General features: G+C 69.8%; 10 protein-coding genes. 9 read left to right on the top strand and 1 reads right to left on the bottom strand.

Annotation, left to right across the window (positions count from 1 at the left end; translation table 11 throughout):
- The first annotated feature begins 232 nt into the window (after positions 1 to 232).
- The 5 genes from NFR49_RS10155 (at position 233) to NFR49_RS05690 (ending at position 15,543) form a co-directional block, all read left to right on the top strand.
- The gene (locus NFR49_RS10155) at positions 233 to 11,269 is read left to right on the top strand and encodes a Spy0128 family protein (RefSeq protein WP_275557139.1); all 11,037 of its coding nucleotides are present in this window, start codon (positions 233 to 235) and stop codon (positions 11,267 to 11,269) included.
- Positions 11,270 to 11,792: 523 nt separating this feature from the next.
- Positions 11,793 to 12,980: an FprA family A-type flavoprotein gene (locus tag NFR49_RS05705; RefSeq protein WP_251158673.1), complete on the top strand. Its 1,188-nt coding sequence runs from the start codon at positions 11,793 to 11,795 to the stop codon at positions 12,978 to 12,980.
- Between the two features lie 78 nt (positions 12,981 to 13,058).
- Positions 13,059 to 13,253 (top strand): heavy-metal-associated domain-containing protein, encoded by a 195-nt coding sequence (locus tag NFR49_RS05700; RefSeq protein WP_251158672.1) that lies wholly within the window; start codon positions 13,059 to 13,061, stop codon positions 13,251 to 13,253.
- Positions 13,254 to 13,274: 21 nt separating this feature from the next.
- Positions 13,275 to 14,684: a hemolysin family protein gene (locus NFR49_RS05695; RefSeq protein ID WP_251158671.1), complete on the top strand. Its 1,410-nt coding sequence runs from the start codon at positions 13,275 to 13,277 to the stop codon at positions 14,682 to 14,684.
- Positions 14,685 to 14,913: 229 nt separating this feature from the next.
- Positions 14,914 to 15,543: a sugar transferase gene (locus NFR49_RS05690; protein ID WP_251158670.1), complete on the top strand. Its 630-nt coding sequence runs from the start codon at positions 14,914 to 14,916 to the stop codon at positions 15,541 to 15,543.
- A gap of 146 nt (positions 15,544 to 15,689) precedes the next feature.
- Here NFR49_RS05690 and NFR49_RS05685 read toward each other — a convergent pair whose 3' ends face one another.
- Positions 15,690 to 17,351 (bottom strand): peptide ABC transporter substrate-binding protein, encoded by a 1,662-nt coding sequence (locus tag NFR49_RS05685; protein WP_251158669.1) that lies wholly within the window; start codon positions 17,349 to 17,351, stop codon positions 15,690 to 15,692.
- A gap of 170 nt (positions 17,352 to 17,521) precedes the next feature.
- On the opposite strand from NFR49_RS05685, the gene NFR49_RS05680 reads away from it, so the two are divergent.
- The 4 genes from NFR49_RS05680 (at position 17,522) to NFR49_RS05665 (ending at position 23,361) form a co-directional block, all read left to right on the top strand.
- Positions 17,522 to 18,424: a proline iminopeptidase-family hydrolase gene (locus NFR49_RS05680; protein WP_251158668.1), complete on the top strand. Its 903-nt coding sequence runs from the start codon at positions 17,522 to 17,524 to the stop codon at positions 18,422 to 18,424.
- 329 nt (positions 18,425 to 18,753) lie between these two features.
- Complete coding sequence (locus NFR49_RS05675) at positions 18,754 to 20,322, top strand: amidohydrolase (protein WP_251158667.1); 1,569 nt, start codon at positions 18,754 to 18,756, stop codon at positions 20,320 to 20,322.
- 379 nt (positions 20,323 to 20,701) lie between these two features.
- Positions 20,702 to 22,558 carry a phosphotransferase gene (locus tag NFR49_RS05670; protein ID WP_251158666.1) on the top strand — a complete coding sequence of 619 codons (1,857 nt, stop codon included), beginning with the start codon at positions 20,702 to 20,704 and terminating at the stop codon, positions 22,556 to 22,558.
- The gene (locus tag NFR49_RS05665; RefSeq protein ID WP_251158665.1) at positions 22,555 to 23,361 is read left to right on the top strand and encodes a sugar phosphate nucleotidyltransferase; all 807 of its coding nucleotides are present in this window, start codon (positions 22,555 to 22,557) and stop codon (positions 23,359 to 23,361) included. Before NFR49_RS05670 ends, NFR49_RS05665 begins: the two co-directional genes overlap by 4 nt.
- The last annotated feature ends 4 nt before the right edge of the window (positions 23,362 to 23,365 follow it).

The following is a 23,365-nucleotide window of genomic DNA, read 5'->3' as shown; positions in this document are numbered from 1 at the left end:
TGACAGACTGTGCGATGTCGGCCGTAGGGTGTCAGAGAGATGGATAGTATCACTCTGTTTTAAGTAACACGATAAAACTACTCTCTCCCATATATACAGGGAACTTATTACCAACAAAACAGAAGCTTGATTTGCCTCCTTCACCGGTAAAGACTGGCAGAACGAATAAGTGTCCAAATGACCACCGGCCTGTCTATGCACACCTTATATACAGGCAAGAAGGAGAGAGACCATGGACGTAAGGCGCCTCGGGTCCCGTCGGCAGCCGAGCCCCCAGAAACGCCCGGGCCTGCGCTGGGCCGCCGCCCTGCTGGCAGCGGCCGTGGCGGCTGTCGTCGCCGTGGGGGCCACCACGGCGGGGGCCTCGACCCAGACCCTGACGTGGGTGGCCGACCCCTCCACTGCCGACGGCTTCAGCGCCATCCTCGGCAACGAGGAGCCCCTCAACGGCCGCTTTGCCGGCCGTGTGTGGACCGACAAGTCGGTGACCACCGACGCCGCCCAAGGCGCCCAGGGGGTCTTCCACACCACCTTCTCGGCCCTGGGGTCGTCGAGGGTGGTCAACAGGGAGGTGGAGAACCCCCTGGACGTGGCCTTCATCGTCGACCTGTCCGGGTCCATGGAAGGCGGACGCATGAGGGCCGCCACCGAGGCCCTCGACGCCACGGTCAAGCAGCTCATGGAGGCCAACCCCTACAACCGCGTGGCCGTGAGCACCTTCAGCAGCAGCGGTCGCGATGCCAACCGGGAGAACCCGATCCTGCCCCTGGGCCACTACGACAAGACGAGCTTCACCTACCAGGGAACGACCGGCGGCGGAACCGGAACCGGCGGCGGAGGGCCCACCCTCACCGTGACCGCCAGCGGCCGGCCTGACACCACTGTGAGAGTCGCAGGCGGCACCAACACCCAGATGGGCATCTACCGGGGCATGCAGCCCCTGGCCCAGGCCTCCGACACGACCCTCACCGTGGGCGGCACCGAGCTCCGGCGCGTCCCCGCCGTGGTCCTGTTGAGCGACGGCGCCCCCACCTACTCCCAGAGCGCCACGGACTGGTGGAACCCCACCTCGGGTTCCCAGGTGGGCAGTGGCAATACCGACTCCATCTATTGGGGTAACGGCATGCTCGCCCTCATGGAGGCCTCCTACTGGAAGCAGCAGGTGGACAGGCACTACGGCGTGGACGGCCCCTCGAGCACCCAGGTCTTCACCGTCCGCGTGGGCGACCTCACCGGCAACGAGCTCAACCTTGCCAACGTGACCCTCGACCCGGCCCGCTACCTCGACCCGGCCAACGGCCCCCTCTCCTCCCAGGCCGAGGATATAGCCACCGCCTGGAACACCTACCGCAATGGGGGGCGCCCCTCGGTGCAGGTGGGGGACGGCGCAACCGTCACCCTCAGCCACCCCGCCGCTGCTGACGACATAACGTCTCTCGCCTACAACGACGGCGCCTACGTGGCCGGCACCGACGACCTCTCCGACATCTTCGCAAGCATCATCACCCAGCTCCAGCAGACCGCCTTCAACCCGGTGACCGACGCCATGGGCGAGACGGCGACGCCCCTCACCTACCGCGACCCCATCGGCCGCTACATGACCGTGCGGGAGGTGCAGGAGGTGGAGCTCTTTGGCACCGCCTACCCGGTGACCAAGAACGCCGACGGCACCTACTCCCTCCCCAACCGGGAGGTCGTCAACCCGGTGTACGGGACCTCCTTCAACCTCGGCGACATCAAGCTCTCCGTGGACACCGGTGACGACGGCACCGAGGAGCTCACCTGCGTGCTCCCCGCCGACGCCCTGCCGGTGCGCGTGGAGACGATCACCGTCGACGGGAGTGGCAACCAGACCGACTACACCTCCAACCGCGGGTCGGTGGAGGCCCAGCCGTTCAGGCTCCGCTACACCGTGGGCTTCTCCGACGCCGTGATCTCAAACGGGGCGGTGGACCTGACCCGGGTGGACGCCGACTACAAGGCCGCCCACCGCAACGCCGACGGCGGCGTGGACTTCTACAGCAACCGCTACAGCGCCAAGGGCGCCGCCGACGCCGAGGGGCCCGGCAGCACCCGGACCGTGGGCGACGCCACGGTGACCTTTGCCCCCTCGGCCAGCAACCGCTTCTATTACTTCCAGGCCAACCGCCCCGTCTACGGCGACGGCACCGAGGGGGAGCTGGGCGAGGGCGGCAGCGTGGGCACCCAGCTCACCTCGATCGACCAGATCGACCCCGACGGCACCTACTACGTGGTCATCGACTACCACCGTCAGGGCTCCGCCCGCATCGTGCAGTACGTGGTGCCCTTCAGTGGCGCCGAGCTCACGGCCCAGGACTCCGTCGAGGTGGTGGACGGCGCCGTGGTCACCCGCATCGGCTCCCCGCGCCTGGGCAACGCCCGTTGGGCGGCCATCCCCAAGGCCGGCAACCCCACCGGCACCGCCTCCCTCTCCCTCTCGCCCCTCTTCGACTACACCCACGGCGAGGCGAGCGACTACCAGGTGGTGCAGCGCCTGGGCAACAACGGGCGCGTGACCGTGCCCGACACCGCCGTGCGGGTGCAGAAGGCGGTGTCGGCCGCCGAGGGCGTCACCGCCCCCGACCGCGACTTCACCTTCACCGTGACGGCCCCCGGCCGCTCCGACGGCCAGGAGGAGCTCACCGTCTACGAGCCCGCCCAGGACGGCGGGTGGACCCCGGTCACCGACGCCGACGGCAAGCCGGTCACCCAGACCGTCACCTGGGCCGGCGGCAAGGCGACGGTGGTCCTCAAGGCCGGCCAGTCCGTGTTCGTCGAGCTCGTGCCGGGCACCCGGTGGAGCGTCTCCGAGGAGTCGGTGGACGACCCCGCCTTCTCCCTCGTGGACAGGGAGGGCACCGGGGGTGCCGCGGCGGACCCCGATGACGGGACCGCCGTCTCCGGAACCGCGTCGGGCGGCACGGTCCAGGGGGCCGTCTTCACCAACGCCTACACCACCACGGCCACTTGGGACGGCATCCGCCTGAACAAGGTCATGGAGGGGAACCTCGCTAGCGGTGAGCCCCGCGGCTTCAGGGTGGGCGACCACTTCTCCTTCGAGATAGACGCCATGGGCTCCGCGCCCCTGCCCCAGGCCCCCCGGGCCGACGGCTCCGGGGACTTCCCGGTGTCCTCGGTGGAGGTCTCCGTGGAGGGGGTCAACGACGACGGCACCCTCGACCTGAGCTCCGTGTACCGCGGGACCGCCGGCGATGAGTCCGCCCCTCGGAAGGTGCAGGGGGCCGCGGACTTCTCCGCCGCCTTCCCCTCCATCGTCTTCGACGCGCCGTCCCCCGACGGGGGATGGGTCTACGCGGTCTGGGAGAGCCGTGCCACGGCCCAGAACGTGGTGGCCGGCGTGACCTACGACCCCACGGTCTACCAGTTTGGCATCCCGGTGACGGTGGACCCCGCCGACCCCTCCGCCCTCGTGGTGGGCGACGTGACGGTGGGCCGCTGGACGGGGGGCTCCGCCGACCAGGACCCCCAGCCGGTGGAGGGCTACGCCCCCGGTGACCCGGTGACCTTCACCAACACCTATGACACCTCCGAGGTCCGGCGCTTCTTCGGCGTGCGCAAGACCCTCTCCGGCACCGCCCTGGAGGACGGCCGCTTCACCTTCACCCTGACGGGCGTGGGCGCCCATCCCATGGACGCCGACGACGTGGCCGCCCTGGCGGGTGGCGTCATGACCCGCGGCGACGCCGAGGGCTACCCCTACGACGGGGCCTCCGTGCCCCCCATGCCCGACGGCGTCACCGGGAACACGGTCACGGCCCAGAACAACGCCGGTGGCTTGGTGTCGTTCGGCGGCATCCGCTTTGAGCAGGCGAGCGCCTCCGTCGTCGAGAGCCCCGATGCCGAGACCCTCCACCGCGGCGTGGTCTACAAGTACACCGTGGCCGAGAACGTGCCCGCCGGCGCCACCGGCGGCGTCCTCGACGGCGTCACCTACGACACCGCTACCCGCGACATCTACGTCTACGTCCACGTCGAGGCCGGTGACGGCGGCGAGGTCGTGCGCTCCCAGGTGATCTATCCCGACGACTCCGGCGTCGACGGCGACCGCGTGACCTTTGCCAACAGTTACCAGGCCCGCGGCGAGGCCCCCATCCAGGCCGTCAAGGCCATGGACGGGCGTCCCTTCCGCGAGGGTGACACCTTCACCTTCACGCTGTCGGAGCTCTCGGCCGGCGGGGTCGAGACCCTGCTGCAGGAGAAGACCGTCACGGTGTCCGCCGCCGGGGCCGGCGCGGGTCCCCTGACCGTGCCCTTCGACGCCCTGACCTACGTCCACGACGGCGCCCGGAGCGACCTGGGCACCCACACCTACGTGCTGCGCGAGGTGGCCCCGGCCGCCGGTGACGCCCTGGCCGGCGTCTCCTACGACACCGCGCCCCGCACGGTCACGGTGGAGGTCTCCGACAACGGCGACGGCACCCTCTCGACCGCCGTGGCCTATCCCGACGGCGCCGACCGGGTCGCCTGGACCAACCGCTACGAGGCCCCCGTGGCCGCGGTGGCGCTGCCCGGTACCAAGACCTTCGAGGGAGGGCCCATCCCGTCCCAGTCCTTCGGCTTCTCCACCTGGGTCACCGACGACACCTACGGCACCGACGGCGTGACCCCGTCCTCCACCTGGGTGGGGGAGGGCACCTCCGACACCGCCCCCGACGGGTCGGTGAGCTCCACGGCCCCGATCCCGTCGCTCCTGCCCTCCGGGACCTACGGCCCCGGTGAGTACCACTTCGTGGTGGCCGAGAACCCCGGCTCCTCCGCGGGGGTCACCTACGACCCGGTGCGCTACCAGGTGCACCTGACCGTGACCGACAACTTCGACGGCACCGCGACCCCCTCCGTCGAGGTGCGCTCCTCCACCGACGGCGGCGCCACCTGGGGGGAGTGGGGTGAGCCGGCCGACGGCGGCCTCGCCTTCACCAACGCCTTCGAGGGGGTGGGCCAGGCCGTGGCCCGGCTCTCCAAGGTGACCCTCGACGCCGAGGCCCCGGCCGAGGGCTACGGCTTCGAGCTGCGTATCCAGCGGTGGGATGACGACGGAGGCCGGTGGGTGGCCGCCAAGGTCGGGGAGGTCCGCGTCCAGGGCCTCGAGCCCGGCGCCGACGGCACCTACTCTCTCAGGAGCGACGCCGACGGCTCGATCCCCCTGGGCGACCTCGTGTTCCTCCGGGAGGGCACCTACCGCACCGACCTCACCGAGGTCCTGCCCTCCGGCGACCGCATCGACCTGGGTAACGGCAGCGCCGTGGTGGACGGCATGGCCTACGACACCCACACCGCCAGCGCCGCCTACCATGTGGTGCGCAGCGGCGTCTCCCTCACGGTGAACCGCCTCGGCGCCAACACGCTGGCCTTTGTCAACGACGGCGGCGTGCCCGTGTCCAAGGCCGTCTATGCGGACGACGTGGCGGACCCCTCCACGCTGCCCCAGGGCCCCTTCACCTTCACGGTGTCGGGCCTCGGGGAGGGCCAGACCGCCTACCTGGTGGTCGACGGCACCGATGAGGCGGTCGCCCTCACCGACGGCGGCACCTTCGAGCTCTCGGGCGGCCAGTCCGGGCGCATCTACGGCCTCGGCCAGGGCGGCTCCATCAAGCTCACCGAGTCCGCCCAGGACGGCTTCACCCCTGACAGCGCGGAGCTGACCGGCACCGTCGTGCCCGGTGCCGCCGCCGAGGGGGCGGCCTTCCGCAACAAGTACACCCCCGGCGTCGCCAAGCAGCAGTTCTCCGTTTCCAAGGAGCTCACCGGCCGTGACTTCAAGGACGGCGAGTCCTTCACCTTCACCCTCGCGGGCGAGGGCGACGCCCCCATGCCCACCGAGGACGGCCGCACCGTCACGGTGAGCGAGAACGACGGCAGGGCCGCCTTCGGCGAGATCGCCTTCGACAGGGTCGGAACCTACACCTACACGGTGGCGGAGCAGGCCGGTGACGACGGCGACGGCCTCGCATACGACCGCTCCGTCTACACCGTCACGGTGGACGTGACCTACGACGCTGAGACCAAGGCCCTGACGTCTGTGGCCTCCTACACCAAGGACGGCCAGCCGTACGAGCCGGCCGACGGCGCCATGGCCTTCACCAACGCCTACACGTCCACCGGCAAGCTGAGCGGCGACGCCGCCGCCAGGCTCGACGTCACCAAGACCCTCACCGGCCGCGACATGACCGACGGCCAGTTCACCTTCGCCGTGGAGCCGGTCGACACCGACGGCGCCAAGGCCTCCGAGAAGCTCGGCGCCGTGGAGCTCCACAGCGTCGCCGCCAAGGCGGGCGAGGCGGCCAAGGCCGTCAACGACAAGGGCGAGACCCTCGGCGACCTGCTCGGCGCCGTCACGTTCACCCAAGCCGACGCCGGCAAGACCTTCTCCTGGACCGTCTCCGAGAACGGCGCGGACAGCCCGGCCCCCGGCTACACCATGGACACGTCCGTCTACACCCTCTCGGTCTCCGTGACCGACAACGGCGACGGCACCGTCACGGCCACCACCTCCGTCACCAAGGACGGGGAGGAGGCCGACGCGGCGGCCTTTGCCAACGGGTACGGCGTGAAGACCCTGACCTCGCCTGTGACTGACCAGGTCAAGGTGGGCAAGGAGCTCACCGGCCGCGCCCTCAAGGACGGGGAGTTCACGTTCGAGCTCGTGGACGGCAACGGCGACGTCGTGGCCACCGGCACGAACGCCGCCGACGGCACCGTGACCTTTGACCGCGACCTCACCTTCTCCGCCGCGGGCGAGTACGCCTACACGCTGCGCGAGGTGAAGGGCGGCCTGGCCGGCATCACCTACGACGAGACCGTCCATGACATCGTCCTGACCGTCACCGACAACGGCGACGGCACCCTGTCCGTGTCCCGCAAGGAGGGCACGCCGGAGTCCGTCACCTTCAAGAACGCCTACACCTCCACCGGCTCCATGGACGGCGTGGCCTCGGTCAACGTCACCAAGGTCCTCACCGGGCGCCCGCTGGCCGCCGGCCAGTTCTCCTTCCTGGTGAGCCCCGATGACGACGCCTCCGCCGCCAAGCTGGTCGAGACGTCCCTGACCAACCGGGCCGCCGCCGCGGGCGAGCCCGCCGCCGCGGTGAGCCCCGACGGCAAGGCGCTCTCCGAGCTCTTCTCCGCCATCGCGTTCACCCAGGCCGACGCCGGCAAGACCTTCTCCTGGACCGTCTCCGAGAAGGGTGCCGACAAGGCCCCAGACGGCTACCGGCTCGACTCCTCGACCCACAGGGTTACGGTCAGGGTGGCCGACGACGGCGCCGGTAAGATCACCGCCACGACCTCCGTCGACGGCACCGAGGTGACCTCCGGCACCGCCGAGGTGCGCTTCACCAACGCCTACGGGTCCGAGAGCGACCCCGGCGCCGCCGAGGGCTCCGGCCGCCTGACGGCCAAGAAGGAGCTCACGGGCCGCAAGCTCGACGAGGGCGAGTTCACCTTCGTCATGCGCGACGCCAAGGGCAACGAGGTGAAGACCGTCACCAACGCCGCCGACGGCACCGTGGACTTCGGCGCCGTGCGCTACACCTCCGACCAGGCCCTGAAGGACGTGGCCGAGGGCATCGCCACGATGACCGCCGACGCGGACGGTAACCCCGTCTACCGCTACACCTACACGCTCTCCGAGGACGAGGCCAAGCTCCCCGGGCTCGTGACCCCGAGCGTCTCCTCCATCGTGGTGTCCGTGGACGTCACGGACAACGGCGACGGCACCATGACCTGCGACGTCACGTGGCCGGAGAGCGGCAGCACCTTCAAGAACGCCTACCGTGCCGAGGACGTCAGCCTGTCCATCGTGGGCGCCAAGGTCTTCTCGGTGCCCGACGGCCTTGACGGCGTGGACGCCGAGTCCCTGGCCGGCAAGTTCAGCTTCACGCTGTCCGACCAGGACGGCAAGGAGCTGGCCACCGCCACCAACGACGCCTCCGGGCAGGTGGCCTTCCCGCCCATCACCTACACCCATGACAGCCTGGGCGGGGCCGAGGAGCGCACGTTCACCTACACCGTGACCGAGACGGGATCCGTGCCCGGCATCACCAACGACGGTGAGGCCAAGACCGTGACGGTCATCCTGTCCCAGAACGAGGACGGCTCCCTGTCGGCCCGTGTGGGAGGCGAGGGCCCGGACTTCACGTTCACCAACAGCTACGGGGTGGGGGAGCTGGCCTCCTCCGTCACCGACCAGATCGCGGTGAGGAAGACCCTCACCGGCCGCGCCATGGCCGAGGGTGAGTTCCACTTCCGGCTCGTCGACGCCGCCACCGGGGAGACCGTCGCCCAGGGCACCAACAAGGCCGACGGCACCGTGGAGCTGTCCCCGGTCACCTACACCGAGCCCGGCACGTACACCTACGTGCTGAGCGAGGTCGCCGGTGACGCCCCGTCCGTGTCCTACGACGACGGCGAGTTCACCGTGGTCACCACGGTCACCGACAAGGGCAACGGGGAGCTTGAGGCCGAGCATGTGGTCGAGGGCGGCTCCGTCACCTTTGAGAACACCTACACCCCCGCGGCCGCCAGGGCCACCCTGTCCGTCTCCAAGCGGCTCGTGGGCCGCGACTTCCGGGAGGGCGAGACCTTCTCCTTCACCTTGGCCCCCCAGGACGGCGCACCCATGCCCGCCGCCGGCGGTGAGACCGCCACGGTGAGCGAGAACCAGCGGCAGGCGGACTTTGGCGCCATCACCTTCACGGCTCCCGGCGAGTACCGCTACACGGTCTCCGAGGTGGGCGGGGGCACCACCGAGGATGGCGTGACCTATGACGGCAGCACCTTCACCGCCGTGGTCACGGTGGGCGACGACGGGCGCAGCGGCCGCCTGGAGGCCACCGTGGCCTACCGGAACGCCGACGGCGCCCCCGTCACGATCCCGTCGTTCGTCAACACCTACGCCTCCACCGGCTCCATGGACGGCGTGGCCTCGGTGAACGTCCTCAAGACCCTCACCGGCTGTCCGATGGCCGCCGGCCAGTTCTCCTTCTCGGTAACGCCGGCCGACGAGGCCTCCGCCGCCAAGCTGGCCGAGACGTCCCTGACCAACCAGGCGTCCGCCACGTCCGGTGCCCCCGCCGCCGTGGTGACCGCCGACGGCAAGACGCTCTCCCAGCTCCTCTCCGCCGTGACGTTCACGCTGGAGGACGCGGGCAAGACCTTTGCCTGGACCGTGGCTGAGACCTCCGAGGCCGCGCCCGGCTACACCGTGGACCGGCGCACCCACACGGTGGAGGTCAGGGTGGCCGACAACGGCAACGGCACCATCTCCGCCACCACCTCCGTGGACGGCACCGAGGTGTCCGGTGACCACGGCTCGATCACCTTCGAGAACGGCTACCACGCCGAGAGCGACCCCGGCGCCGCCGAGGGCTCCGGCCGCGTGAGCACCACCAAGGAGTTCGCGGGACGCCCCCTGGCCGCCGGTGAGTTCACCTTCGTCATGCGCGACGCCAAGGGCAACGAGGTGGCCACCGCCACCAACGCCGCCGACGGCACCGTGGACTTCGGCGCCGTGCGCTACACCTCCGACCAGGCCCTGCAGGACGTGGCCTCCGGCGTGGCCGTGCAGACGGGCACCGCCGACAAGCCCGTCTACCGCTATACCTACACGCTCTCCGAGGTCACCGACGCGCTGCCTGAGAACGTAAGCGCCGAGGTCCCCACGGTGACCGTGGCCGTGGACGTGACCGACAACGGTGACGGCACCATGACCTGCTCCGTGGTCTGGCCCTCCGAGGGCACGCCCGCAGGCTTCGTGAACGCCTACGAGGCCGACCCGGTGGATCTCACCGTCGCCGGCACCAAGGTCTTCACCGCGGCCGAGGGCCTCTCCGTGCCCGACTCCGTGTACGGGGCCTACACCTTCACCCTCACGGACGAGGCCGGCAACGTCCTCGGTACCGCGACGAACGACCGCTCCGGCTCGGTGGCCTTCCCGCCCATCACCTACACCCAGGACAGCCTGGGCGGTGAGACGGAGCGTACGTTCACCTACACCGTGACCGAGACCGGCTCCGTGCCCGGCGTCACCAACGACGCCGACCCCACCCGCACGGTCGTCGTGAGGCTGGTCCAGGGGGCCGACGGCCGCCTGCACACCGAGGTCACGGGGCTGCCCTTCACCTTCACCAACACCTACGGCGTGGAGGCGCTCGACACCTCCGTCACCGACCAGGTGAAGGTGACCAAGAACCTCGACGGCCGCCCCCTGGCCGACGGCGAGTTCCGGTTCCAGCTCGTGGATGAGGACGGCGAGGTGGCGGCCAGCGGCACCAACGCCGCCGACGGCACCGTGACCCTGTCCCCGGTCGCCTACACCGAGCCCGGCGTGTACACCTACACCCTGGTCGAGGTGAACGACGGGAAGCCCGGCATCACCTACGACGATGCCGTCTACACCGTGACCACCACCGTGGTGGACGACGGCGACGGCACGCTCTCCGCCACCCATGAGGTGGCGGGCGGCGAGGCGGTGTTCGACAACACCTTCACGGCCACCCCCGTCGTCGACCCGGCCTTCGGCGTGGCCGCCAAGAAGGTCCTCGTGGGCCGCGACTGGACCGACGACGACGCGTTCGACCTCGTGGTCACCGCCGAGACCGAGGGCGCGCCCATGCCCGACCCCGCCACCGTGACGGCCACCAAGGAGAGCCCCATGGGGACCTTCGGCGCGGTGACCTTCTCCGAGCCCGGCACCTACTCCTACCTCGTGGGCGAGAAGGCCGGTGACGAGGAGGGCATGGCCTACTCCCAGGCCCTGTACCGGGTGGTCTACGAGGTGACCAGGGATGAGGCCACCGGCGGGCTCTCCATGGCCGCCTCCGTCACGCGGGTCAGGTCCGACGACGGCGCGGATGTGGACGAGGCCTGCCCGGCCGACGCCCCCATGGAGTTCGTGAACACCTACACCGCCCCCGAGGGTCCCGCCGAGCCCGGCGGGCCCGAGGAGCCTGGTGGGCCTGAGGAGCCCGGTGAGCCCGGGCAGCCCGAGGAGCCTGGCGAGCCCGGTGAGCCCGGTGGGCCCCAGGGGCCCGGCACCCCCGGGCAGCCCTCCGACCTGGTGGAGAAGCTGCCCGAGCCCCTCAAGGCCGTGGTGGTGCCCGTCACCGGCCTGATCGCCAAGACCGGCGACGTGGTGGCACCCCTCCTGCCGTGGATCGGCGCCGGCGCGGCCGCGATCACGGCCGGCGCCCTCCGGGTGCTCAAGGGCGGCAGGCGCCGCAAGGACTGACGCCCCGACGCCCAGCCGCGCCAAGCGAACCGGCCGCTTCGGCCGCGCCAACCGAACCGGCCGTTGAGAGGGCCCGTCTCCCCCAGGGGGACGGGCCCTTCTCGTCCTTCTCGGCGCCCTCCTTCGTCCCCTCGTCCCTCGACCCCCCCCCTCGCCCCCCTCCGCACCTGAACGCGTCTGAGGGCGACCTCCTCCGCACCTGAACGCGTCCAGGGGCGGATTCTGCCCACCTGAACGCGGTCAGGGGCGGTTTTCGGCCCCCGCCAGCTCCCCGGGTCGTCCTCAATCGCATTCAGGTGCCGAGGGGGAGGGGTGCCGAGGGGGAGAGGTGCCGAGGAGGCCCGGCCCACCCGGCCCCTTGGTATGCCAAACCGTCAAAACCCGTGGAAGCTCCATCGAAAGGCGCCGCGATGGGGTCCGCCGCCCCTTATGGGGGTACATTCAGACGCAGACCGTCACTCCGGCCCCGACCGCGGGCCGGCTCGCGCCCCCGGGATTCCCCCGGGGCTTGAAAGGAGCTTTGATGCAGGTCGCACAGCAGATCAAGCCCGATATCTACTGGGTGGGTGCCCTCGACTGGAACGAGCGCCACTTCCACGGCTACACCACCGAGAAGGGCATCACCTACAACGCCTACCTGATCGTTGACGAGAAGGTCACCCTCATCGACACCGTCAAGGAGAAGTTCCACGACGAGCTGCTCCAGCGCGTGTCGTCCGTGATCGACCCCGCCAAGATCGACGTCGTCATCACCAACCATGTGGAGATGGACCACTCCGGCAGCCTGCCCCTCGTCGCCCAGGCCTGCCCCAACGCCACCTTCTACTGCAGCACCAAGGCCGTCGGCGAGCTCGCCAAGCACTACCAGGGCGCGGGCATCGACTTCCAGCCCGTCAAGACCGGCGACACCCTGAACATCGGCAAGCGTACCCTCACGTTCGTCGAGACCCCCATGGTCCACTGGCCCGACAACATGGTCACCTACGACGAGTACGACAAGGTGCTCTTCTCCAACGACGCCTTCGGCCAGCACTTCGCGTCCACCACGCGCTTCGACGTGGACTCCGACTACTGCGAGGTCATGAAGCAGGCCCGCAAGTACTACGCCAACATCGTGCAGCCCTACGGCATGCAGGCCGGCAAGGCCCTCGCCGCCGTGGAGGGCTTGGACCTCGAGATGATCTGCCCGGCCCACGGCGTCATCTGGACCGAGCACATCCCCGACATCCTCGAGTGCTACGGCCGCTGGACCAAGAACGAGCGCGTGGACAAGTGCGCCATCGTCTACGACACCATGTGGGACTCCACCGAGAAGATGGCCAAGGCCATCTGCGAGGCCTTCGTGCAGGAGGAGATTGACTGCCGGTACTTCGACCTCAAGTACACCCACGAGAGCGACATCCTGGCTTACATCCTCGACTGCAAGTACGTGTGCGTGGGCTCCTCCACCCTCAACATGCAGATGATGCCCAACGTCGCCAAGTTCCTCACGTACTTCCGCGGCCTCTCCCCGCGCAACGACACCCGCATCGGCCTGGCCTTCGGATCCTACGGCTGGGCGCCGGTGGCCCAGAAGCAGGTGCAGCAGGTGCTCGCCGACACCGGCTTCCAGCTGCCCCTGGACCCGGTGAGCCTCAACTGGCGCCCCGACCAGGCCTACTTGGACGACCTTCAGGAGAAGGTGCGGACCATGGTGGCCGCCGCGGAGTGAGCCGGCGGTTCACGGTAGTATCGGAGGGGCCCGCCTAGCGGGCCCCTTCTCGTATCCCGATTATGCAAGGAGGAAGCTATGGGAAAGATTTCCGTATCGGGAATGCACTGCAAGCACTGCGAGATGCTCGTGACCATGGAGCTCGAGGACCGCGGCGCCACCGACGTCGCCGCCGATTCCGCCTCGGGCACCGTGACCTTCGAGGGCGACCTCACGCCCGAGCAGGTCGAGGAGGCCGTCAAGGCCGCCGGGTTCGAGCTCGCGCGCTCCTAGCGAAGTAGGTCGAACACGTAGATGGACATAGCCGTAAGTATCGTCGTCACCTTGCTGTTGACCCTGGTCAACGGCTTCTTCTCCATGAGCGAGATGGCCCTGGTCAACGTCAAGCGCCCCCTGCTGGAACGCGACGCCGAGGAGGGCAGCGCCAAGGCCAAGACGGCCCTCGAGCTCTCCGGCGACTCCGGCGACCTGCTGGCCGCCATCCAGGTGGCCATCACCCTCGTGGGATTTGCCAGCTCCGCCGTGGCCGCCACCAACCTGTCCGACCCGTTCGCCGTGTGGATGGCCTCCGTGGGCGTGCCCGCCACCGTGGCCGCCGGCCTGGCGCCCGTGATCATCACCCTCGTGGTGTCGTACTTCTCCATCGTCATCGGCGAGCTGGTGCCCAAGCGCATCGCCCTGGCCGACTGCGAGGGCGTCTCCAAGCGCGTGGCAGGCTTTCTCAAAGGCTTCACCGTGGCCGCCAAGCCGCTCATCTGGATCACCGCCAAGAGCGCCAACGGCATCTCCCGCCTGCTGGGCGTGCGGAGCGCCGACGAGCGCCAGAACGTCTCCGAGGAGGAGATCCGCTACATGGTGAGCGACGCCGAGGAGCTCACCGACGAGGAGAAGTCGATGATCCACGAGATCTTCGACCTCGGCGACGCGGCCGCCCGTCAGGTCATGGTGCCCCGCGTGGACATGACGGCGCTCGAGGACACCGAGACCCTGAGCTCGGTGCTCGCGTGCATGCGCAAGACGGGTTACTCCCGCATCCCCGTCTACCACGAGGACGTGGACCGCATCGTGGGCATCGCCCACATCAAGGACCTCATCAGCCCCATCATCGACGAGGGCAAGGGCGACGCCCCCATCGCCGGCTACGTGCGCGAGGCCGACTTCGTGCCCGACACCAAGGACATCATCCCGCTGCTCTCCGAGATGCAGACGAGCCACGACCAGATGGTCATCGTGGTGGACGAGTACGGCGGTACCGCCGGCGTCATCACCATCGAGGACATCGTGGAGGAGGTCGTGGGCGAGATCGAGGACGAGTTCGACCCCGACAACAAATACCTCACCAAGCTCTCCGAGCGCGAGTGGCTCGTGGACGGCCGTTTTCCCATCGACGACGCCGCCGAGCTGGGCTGGCCCATCGAGGAGTCCGACGAGTACGAGACCGTGGCCGGGTTCATCCTGGACCTCGCCGACGGCCTGCCGGGCCCGGGTGAGGTGTTCGACGTGGATGGCTGGCGCTTCCGCGTGCAGTCCATGCGCGGCCGCCGCATCGCCCTGCTGCGGGTGATCGCGCCCGAGCCCGAGGCCGAGCCCGACGAGGGCGAGGAGGCCGGGGAGGACGCCGACCGCGACGGCTGGCTCGACCGCCTGCGCGGCGGCCACGACCAGCGCCCCGACGACGACGGGGAGGACGCCGGGGAGGAGTGACCCCGGCTGAAGGGGCCGCTGCCCCGGATGCCCTTGCGATGATGCACCTCTGGACCAGCTGGTCCAGAGGTGCATTTTTTGTCACACACAGACTTGGAAAGTAACTTAGCGTAAGATAAATCCGTTTCTATGGGTAATCTTTTGACCCTGTATTTCAGGGACGAAGTCTGTGGATAAGGCCCGAACGGTGCTGACGAAGAGAAGAGAGAGCGGCTCCCCCCGAAGAGCCATGGGCCGTGCAGGCGACCCGTGGGGCTACCGCTTTGTCAAACGCCTCGCCGACATCGTGGTGTCGCTCCTCGTCATCGTCGTACTGCTCGTGCCCTGCCTCGTCATAGCCGTGGTCATCGCCCTCCAGTCCAAGGGGAGCCCCTTCTACACCCAGGAGCGGGTGGGGCTGGGCGGCCGTCACTTCAACCTGCTCAAATTCCGGTCCATGGCGGCCGACGCCGACGACGTGGAGCGCTACTTCACCCCCGAGCAGCTGGACCAGTGGGAGAAGGAGCGCAAGGTCGACGACGACCCGCGCATCACCTCCGTGGGCCGCTTCCTGCGCCGCACGTCCATCGATGAGCTGCCGCAGTTCCTGAACGTCCTCGCGGGGCAGATGTCCATCGTGGGGCCACGCCCCGTGGTCGACGCCGAGCTGGGCCAGTACGGCGACTGCGCCGCCGAGTTCTGCAGCCGTCTGCCGGGCATCACCGGCTGGTGGCAGGTGGAGGCGCGCAACGACGCCGACTATTCCACCGGCACCCGCCAGGAGCTGGAGCTCTACTACATCGAGCACGCCTCGCCGGCCCTGGACCTCCAGATCTTCCTGCGGACCTTCGGGGCGATGGGCCGCGGCACCGGCCGCTGACCGCACCCCTGTCCCATCACCCAGACACTTTTGTCCCAACGGTCGGGCACTTTTGTCCCACCTGCCGGGGTGTCCCAACGGTTGGGACAAAAGTGTCCGACCATTGGGACGCGGCCATCGGGGCACGGCCGCTCGTCGCCTCGCCGTCACACCTCCAGCCACATGGTGCTCGCCTGCGGCAGGATCTGCGGCGTGATGCGGAAGTCGTGGCAGCGGGCCGTGGCGCACTTGGCCAGACCTCGCCAGTTGAGCGGCGCCACCGGCATGAGCGAGGCGGCGTAGGCGTCGCACTCGTGCATGGCGGCCACACGCTTCTCCTCGTCCTCCACAGCGCGGGCGGCCATGATCATCTCGTCGAACCGCTCGTCCTTGAAGTGGCTCATGTTGTCGGACGACCCCGAGTAGAACAGCGGGTAGAGGTAGTTGTCGGCGATGGGGTAGTCCGCGTACCAGCCGCGCGCGGCCACGGAGAAGTCGCCGGAGTAGTACTTGTCGAGCATGGCGGCGTACTCCACCTGGTCGATGGAGGCGTCGATGCCCACGGCGTCCCAGTCCGAGATCATGGCCTCGTACTCGGTCTTGTCGTTGGCCGCGTTGGTCATGAGCTTGACGGCCAGGCCGCGCCGGCCGTCGGCGCCTGCGGGGTAGCCGGCCTCGTCCAGCAGCTGCCCGGCCTTCTCGCGGTCGAAGGAGCACTGCCAGGTGCCCGGCGTGGAGCCGGCGATGGCCGGCGGCACGATGTCGGTGGCCGGGGTGCCCGCACCCTGGTAGACCGTGGTGCAGATGGCCTCGCGGTTGATGGCCAGCGAGAGGGCCTGGCGCACCCGCACGTCCTTCACCAGCGGGTCCTCCACGTTGAAGACCAGGTACTGCGTGTAGAGCATCTCGCCCGAGAAGTACTGGTGCCCGGGGTTGGCCACGTAGCCGCCGTCCTCGGCCTCGCCGTAGCGCTCCTTGGACTGCGACGCCTGGTTGAGCGGCACGTTGGCGCAGTCGCAGCTGCCTGCCTCCACCTCCTTGTAGGCGGTGAGCGTGTCGCGGTAGACCGTGAAGAGCATGCCGGCGACCTTGGGTTTGTCACCCCAGTAGCCCTCGTAGGACTCCAGCTCCACGAACTGGCCGTCCTTCCACTCGCCCTTCATCTTGAAGGGGCCGTTGCCTACGGGCGCCATGGCGTAGGCGTGGTAGTCGTCGCCGCGGCCGCGGCCCTCGGGGATGGGTGCGAGCGTGCAGGCGGAGCAGACGAAGGGGAAGTCCGCGTAGGGTGCGGAGAGGCGCACCTTGAAGGTGGTGTCGTCGGGCGCCGAGAGGCCCGTGAACTCCACGGCCTCGCCGCTCACGAGGTCGTCGTAGCCGTCGACCATGGACAGGTGGTAGGCCACGGCCGACGGCGTGTCGGTGGTGGAGGGGTCCACGAGGCGCGTCCACCCGTAGACGAACGACTTCGCCGTGACCTTGGAGCCGTCGTGGAAGGTGGCGTCGTCGCGCAGGTGGAAGGTCCACTCGTCGGCCGCGTCGTTGCACTCCCAGGTGAGGGCCATGCACGGCACGAGCTCCTTGGTGGTGGGGTCGTAGCGTGTGAGCGGGTCGAACAGCTGGTAGCACACGGCCATGGCGTTCTCGTCCTCCAGGGTGCAGGGCTCCACGCCGGTGGGGTTCTGGATGCCGTAGCTGAGCGTGCCGCCGGACTGGCCGGCGGACTGGCCGCCGCCCTGCCCCTGCCTGCACCCGGCGAGGGCCGCCGCAGCGGCCGCCGTGGCCAGGGCGCCCGCCTTGACGAACTGCCTGCGCTCGAGGTTCTCGGTCATGGTGGTCTCCTCCGTCGTGGACGCGCTTGAGTGAATGGTGCGCCGCCGGCCGGTCGGGTCTGCCGGGCGGATGCCCTCCCTTTCCTGTCTCTTAACTGACAGGCAACGGCCCGGCCCTATGCTGGTGCGGACCGCCCCGGTGAAGCGGGGGCGCGACGAGGGGAGATGCTGTGGCCGCGACCGTCGCCGAGAAGACCGGCACCATGGACTTCCACGGTTACCGGACCTGGTACCGCGTGGTGGGGGAGCGCGCCCCCGGACGGCTGCCGCTGCTCACCATCCATGGTGGGCCGGGCAACAGCCATTACTACCTGCGGTCCTTGGATGCCCTTGCCGAGAGGTGCGGGCGGCAGGTGGTCTACTACGACCAGGTGGGGTGCGGAAACTCCAGCCCGTTGGCAGACGTGGCGGCCGAGGCCTCCGCGGGGCTCTTCGAGGAGGAGCTCGTCGCGTTGCGCAGGCACCTGGGGCTCGACCGCTGCCACATCCTGGGCCAGAGCTGGGGCGGCATGCTCGCCATGCAGTACGCCTGCCACCACCCCGAGGGTGTGGCGTCCATGGTGGTGGCGAGCTCGCCGGCGTCCATGGACCTCTGGTTGGAGGAGGCCGTGCGCCTGCGCGGCTACCTGCCCCGGGAGATGGCCGAGGCCCTGGCCCAGGCCGACGAGGACGGCGACTACGGGCGACCCGAGGTCGAGGCGGCGAGTGCCGAGTACTACCGGCGCCACGTGAGCGCGGTACCCGAGGACGAGCGCCCCGACGACGTGCGCAAGCCCTGGCCTGACCCCCACGGCGACGAGGTCTACCACGTCATGCAGGGCATGAGCGAGTTCGTGGTCACGGGCAAGCTGAGCGGCTGGTCCGTGGTGGACGGGCTGCCGTCTGTGACGATCCCCACCCTCGTGACCTCCGGCACCGCCGACGAGGCCACCGCCCTGGTGTGCAAGCAGATCGTGGACGCCATCCCCGGCGCCCATTGGGAGCTGCTGCGCGGCACGCACTGCGTGCACCTGGAGGACCGGGAGGGCTACAACGCCGTCGTGGAGCGGTTCCTGGAGGCGCACGACAGGTAGGGGGCGTCCTCTGGACCCCCTCGCCACCAACCTCCTCCTTGCCGCCTGAACGCGATTGAGGGCGACTCCCTGCGGGCGAAACCGCCGGGAGTCGCCCTCGTCCGTGTTCAGGCGGGCGAAATCCGCCCCTGACCGCGTTCAGGTGGGGAGGGGGTCGCCCCCAGACGCGTTCAGGTGCCGAGCTCCGTCCCAGCACCTGCCCCGGCACCCACCTGCCCCGGCACCCGGACACTTCTGTCCCACTTTGCCGGCCCGTGCCTCGGCCCCATTCCCGCTGTCCCAGCTGCTACCCTTGGGGTGCTGCCGGCGCAGCCAACGGAGGGAGAGCCATGAAGGTGTACGAGGGGACCGTCCTCACCGTCGACGCCCGGGACACCCGGGCCCGCTACCTCGTGGAGGACGGCGGGCGCATCCTCCATGTGGGCGACGCCCTGCCCGATGCCTACGCCCACGCGCCCCGGGAGCACCTGGGCGGCCGCGCGCTCTGCCCGGCCTTCGTGGACACCCACGAGCACCTGGCCTCCTTCGCCACGTTCCACGCCGGCCTCAACGTCATGGACGCCCGCTCCAACGCGCGGATCCAGGCCATGGTGGCTGACTTCGCCCGCACGTCGTCGGCCAAGCTGCTCATCGCCTTCGGCGCGTCGCCCTACTCGGTGGAGGAGGGCCGGCTCCTCTCCCGCGCCGAGCTCGACGAGGCCTGCCCCGACCGCCCGATCATGATGGTCAAGTACGACGGCCATGCCTGCGTGGTGAACTCGGCACTGCTCGCCCTCGTCGAGAGGAAGGTGGCCGGTCTGCGCGGCTACCACCCCGACACCGGCGAGATGAACCAGGAGGCGTTCTTCGCGGTGTCCGACTACGTCACCGGAAGCCTCTCCATCCCCGAGCTCGTCTCCAACATCCAGGGCGCCATGGACTACCTGGCGTCCAAGGGCATCGGCATGGTGCACTCGGTCTCGGGTGTGGGCTTCGCCGGCGACCTCGACATCTCGCTCGAGACCTGGTTGGCGAGGAGCGCCCGCTCCGGCTTCCAGGTGCGTGTGTTTCCGCAGTCCATGGATGTCTCCGTGGCACGGAGGCGCGGCCTGCCACGCATCGGCGGCTGCTTCGCCTGTGCGCTGGACGGGTGCTTCGGCAGCCACGACGCCGCCCTCATCGACCCCTACGTCGACGACGAGGGCGGCAACGGCGTGCTCTACTACACCGACGGGCAGGTGCGCGACTTCTGCGTGGAGGCCAACCGCGCCGGCCTGCAGATCGAGATGCACGCCATCGGCGACGCCGCGTTCGACCAGGCCGCCCGCGCCCTCAAGGCCGCCCTCGACGATACGCCGCGCGAGGACCACCGCCACGGCATCATCCATGCGTGCCTGCCCACCGAGGAGGGCCTGGCCATCTGCCGCGAGTACGGCATCCAGTTCCCCGTGCAGACCAGCTTCATCGGCTGGCCGCAGGAGCCGGACGCCTACCTGGCGCGCATCCTCGGACGCGGGCGCGCCGACCGGCTCAACCCGCTGCGCACCTACTGGGACGCCGGCATCGTGCTCTCGGCCGGCAGCGACGCGCCCTGCACCGACCCCGACCCGGTGCTCTGGATGCAGCGCGCCTGCAACCACGACGTGCCGGGGGAGTCGCTCACCGTGGCCGAGGCCCTGCGCATGTGCACGTACAACGGCGCGTGGGCCACGTTCGACGAGGACGAGCGCGGCTCGCTCGGGGTGGGCAAGGTGGCCGACATGGCGGTCCTCTCGGCCGACCCATTCGCGCTGGGCCCGGAGCGCCTGGGCGAGCTGCGCGTGGAGGGCCTGATCCTGGGAGGGGAGCCCTACCGGCCCCAGGGCGGCACCTGGCTGGGCGCGGTGGCGAGGGGGCTCGTCTCGCGCGCCAAGGCGTGACCCTCCCGGCCCGCCACGCCAGCATCGTCCCAAATCCAAATCCGCACCTGAACGCGTCTGAGGACGACCCGGGCCGCACCTGAACGCGGCTGAGGGCGGAATCGGGCCACCTGAACGCGCGTAGGGGCGGATTTCGCCGTGGGCCGATGCCGGAAGTCGCCCTCAGACGCGTTCAGGTGCGAAGAGGGGGTGCAGGGAGGGGAGGGGCGTGGAGAGGGGGAGAGGAGCAGGAAGGGGTGAGGGGAGAGGCGCAGGAAGGGGTGCGGAGAGGGGGTGCGTCGCCTCCCGGTGCGGGCTTTGGGTGGAGGGGGCCGCGCTGCCGGGAGGGGCATTCCGCCCGGGGCTATGATGTTCACCTGTAAGTGGTGTTCATACCATCGTGAACATCTGCCCGCACCGCATCTGCCCGCACCTTAAGGAGAGACCCCTGTCCCCGCGCACCCTCACCCGTTACGAGTTCGCCGTGCTCCAGGACGCGGCGCTCAACGGCCCCCGCCCCCAGCGTGCCGTCGCGGCGGCCGGCCGCATCTCGGTGGGCTCGGTCAACAAGGCCGTGCGCACCCTCCGTGCCCACGGCCTCCTCGCCCCCGACGGCGCCCCCACCCCGGACGGCCTCGCCACCCTCGAGCCCTACCGCGTGCGCAACGCCGTGATCCTCGCGGCCGGTGCCGGCACGCGCCTGTCGCCGCTGTCCTTCGAGCGCCCCAAGGCCGCCTTCGAGGTGCGCGGCGAGGTGCTCGTGGAGCGCCAGATCCGCCAGCTCCGCGAGGCCGGCGTCCAGGACGTCGTCGTGGTGGTGGGCCACATGAAGGAGGCCTTCTTCTACCTGGAGGAGGACTTCGGCGTCACCCTCGTGGAGAACCCCGACCATGCCTCCCGCAACAACAACGGCTCGGTCTGGGCCGCGCGCGCCTGGCTCGGCAACTCCTACGTGGTGTCGTCCGACGAGTACTTCTGCGAGAACCCCTTCCGCCCCTACCGCTACGAGTCGGTCTTCTCGGTCTGCCGGGCCGCGGGCCCCACCGAGGAGCAGGTCGTCACACTCGACCCCCAGGGGCACATCGCGCACGCGTCCCGCGGCGGCGACGGCGGCCTCTACCTCCTCGGCCCCGCCTACCTCGACCGCGCCTTCGCGGAGCGCTACCTCGCCATCCTCGGCGAGGAGTACGTCCTCCCGGCCACGGCGCCCAAGCTCTGGGAGCAGGTCTTCGCCGAGCACACCGCCGAGCTCCCCATGGCCGTGGAGGAGCTGCCGGCCGGCACGGTCTTCGAGTTCGACTACATCGGCGACCTCATGGCCTTCGACCACGACTTCTTTGCCAACGTGGACTCCGCGATCCTCGAGAACATCTGCGCCACCCTGGGCTGCCCCCGCGACGACATCCGCGGCCTCGCGCCCGTCTCGGCCGGCCTCACCAACCTCTCCACGCTCTTCTCCGTGGGGGGCACCCGCTACATCTACCGCCACCCCGGCGCCGGCACCGAGCAGATCGTCAACCGCGCCGCCGAGGCCCACGCCCTGGCCGTGGCCCGCGACCTCGGCCTCGACGACACCTACGTCTTCGAGGACCCCGAGCAGGGTTGGAAGGTCTCCCGCTTCGTGGAGGGTTGCCGGGACTTCGACTACCGCGACCCCCGCGACGTGGAGCGGGCCCTGGCCCTCGTGCGGCGGCTCCACGGGAGCGGCGCCACGTCGCCCTGGTCGTTCGACTTCTTCGAGGAGGGCACCAGGATCGCCGGGCTCCTCCGCCGCCGCGACTACCCGCTGCCCCGCGACTTCGACGGCCTGGAGGCCCGCGTGGCCGTGCTCGCCCGCGCCATGGCCGCCGACGCCGGCGAGCCCGTGCTCTGCCACAACGACTTCTACGGCCCCAACCTGCTGGTGACCGACGACGCCATGCGCCTCATCGACTGGGAGTACGCCGCCATGGGCGACCCGTTCTGCGACCTGGGCAACTTCGTGGCCCAGGGCTCGGGCTACTCCGTGGACGAGGCCCTGGCCGTCCTGCCGGTCTACCTGGGGCGCCCCGCCACCGACGCCGAGGAGGCGCGGTTCCTCTCGGCCGTGGCCGTGGTGGGTTGGTACTGGTATGTGTGGGCCATGTACAAGGAGGCCATGGGCAACCCCGTGGGCGAGTGGCTCTACGTTTGGTACAAGGCGGCCAAGACCTTCTCGGCCGCCGCCGAGAGACGCATCGGGGCGCCGGAGCGCGCCCAGGAGGGAGCAGCCCTGTGAGCACGCTCACCCGCGCCGAGTTCGACGAGCGCCTGGACCGCTGGAGGGCGGGCACGGCCACCGAGGCCGACCTGGCGGACCTCGAGCCCTACCGCGCCCGCCAGGCGGTGCTCCTGGCCAGCGGCCTGGGCAGCCGCCTGGCGCCCATCACCGTCAACACGCCCAAGCCCCTGGTGGACGTCTGCGGCACGCCCATCATCGACACCATCGTCAAACCCCTGGTGGACGCCGGCATCGAGAGCATCTGCGTGGTCACCGGCTACCGCGCCGAGCAGTTCGAGCTCCTGCGCCGCCGCTGGCCCCAGGTGGAGCTGGTCCACAACCCGCTCTTCGACACCACCAACAACATCTCGAGCGCCGTGGCCGCCGGCGACCGGTTCAGGAACGCCTACGTGTTCGAGAGCGACCTCTACATCAAGAACCCCTCGATAATCACCCCCTACCGCTACCGGTCGTGCTACCTGGGCGTCCCCGTGGCGTCCACCGAGGACTGGTGCTTCGACACCGACGCCGACGGCCGCATCCTCGACCTGCACCGCGGCGGCACCGACTGCTGCCACATGTTCGGCGTGAGCTACTGGACCGCCGAGGACGGCGCCCGCCTGGCCGAGGACCTGCCCGTGGCCTTCGCCGAGGAGGCCAACCGCCAGCGCTTCTGGGACGACGTCCCCTGCGTGCTGGCCCGCGACCGCTACGACGTGCACGTGGAGCCCGTGACCTTCGACGATATCGCGGAGATCGACTCCCTGGCGGAGCTCCAGGCCATGGACCCGCGCTACGTCGTGAACACCCCCCAACGCTGAGGAG

It is taken from the genome of Caniella muris (genome assembly GCF_943193035.1).
In the GTDB taxonomy this organism is placed as follows: domain Bacteria; phylum Actinomycetota; class Coriobacteriia; order Coriobacteriales; family Atopobiaceae; genus Granulimonas; species Granulimonas faecalis.
This window is presented reverse-complemented; position numbering and strand designations above follow the sequence as displayed.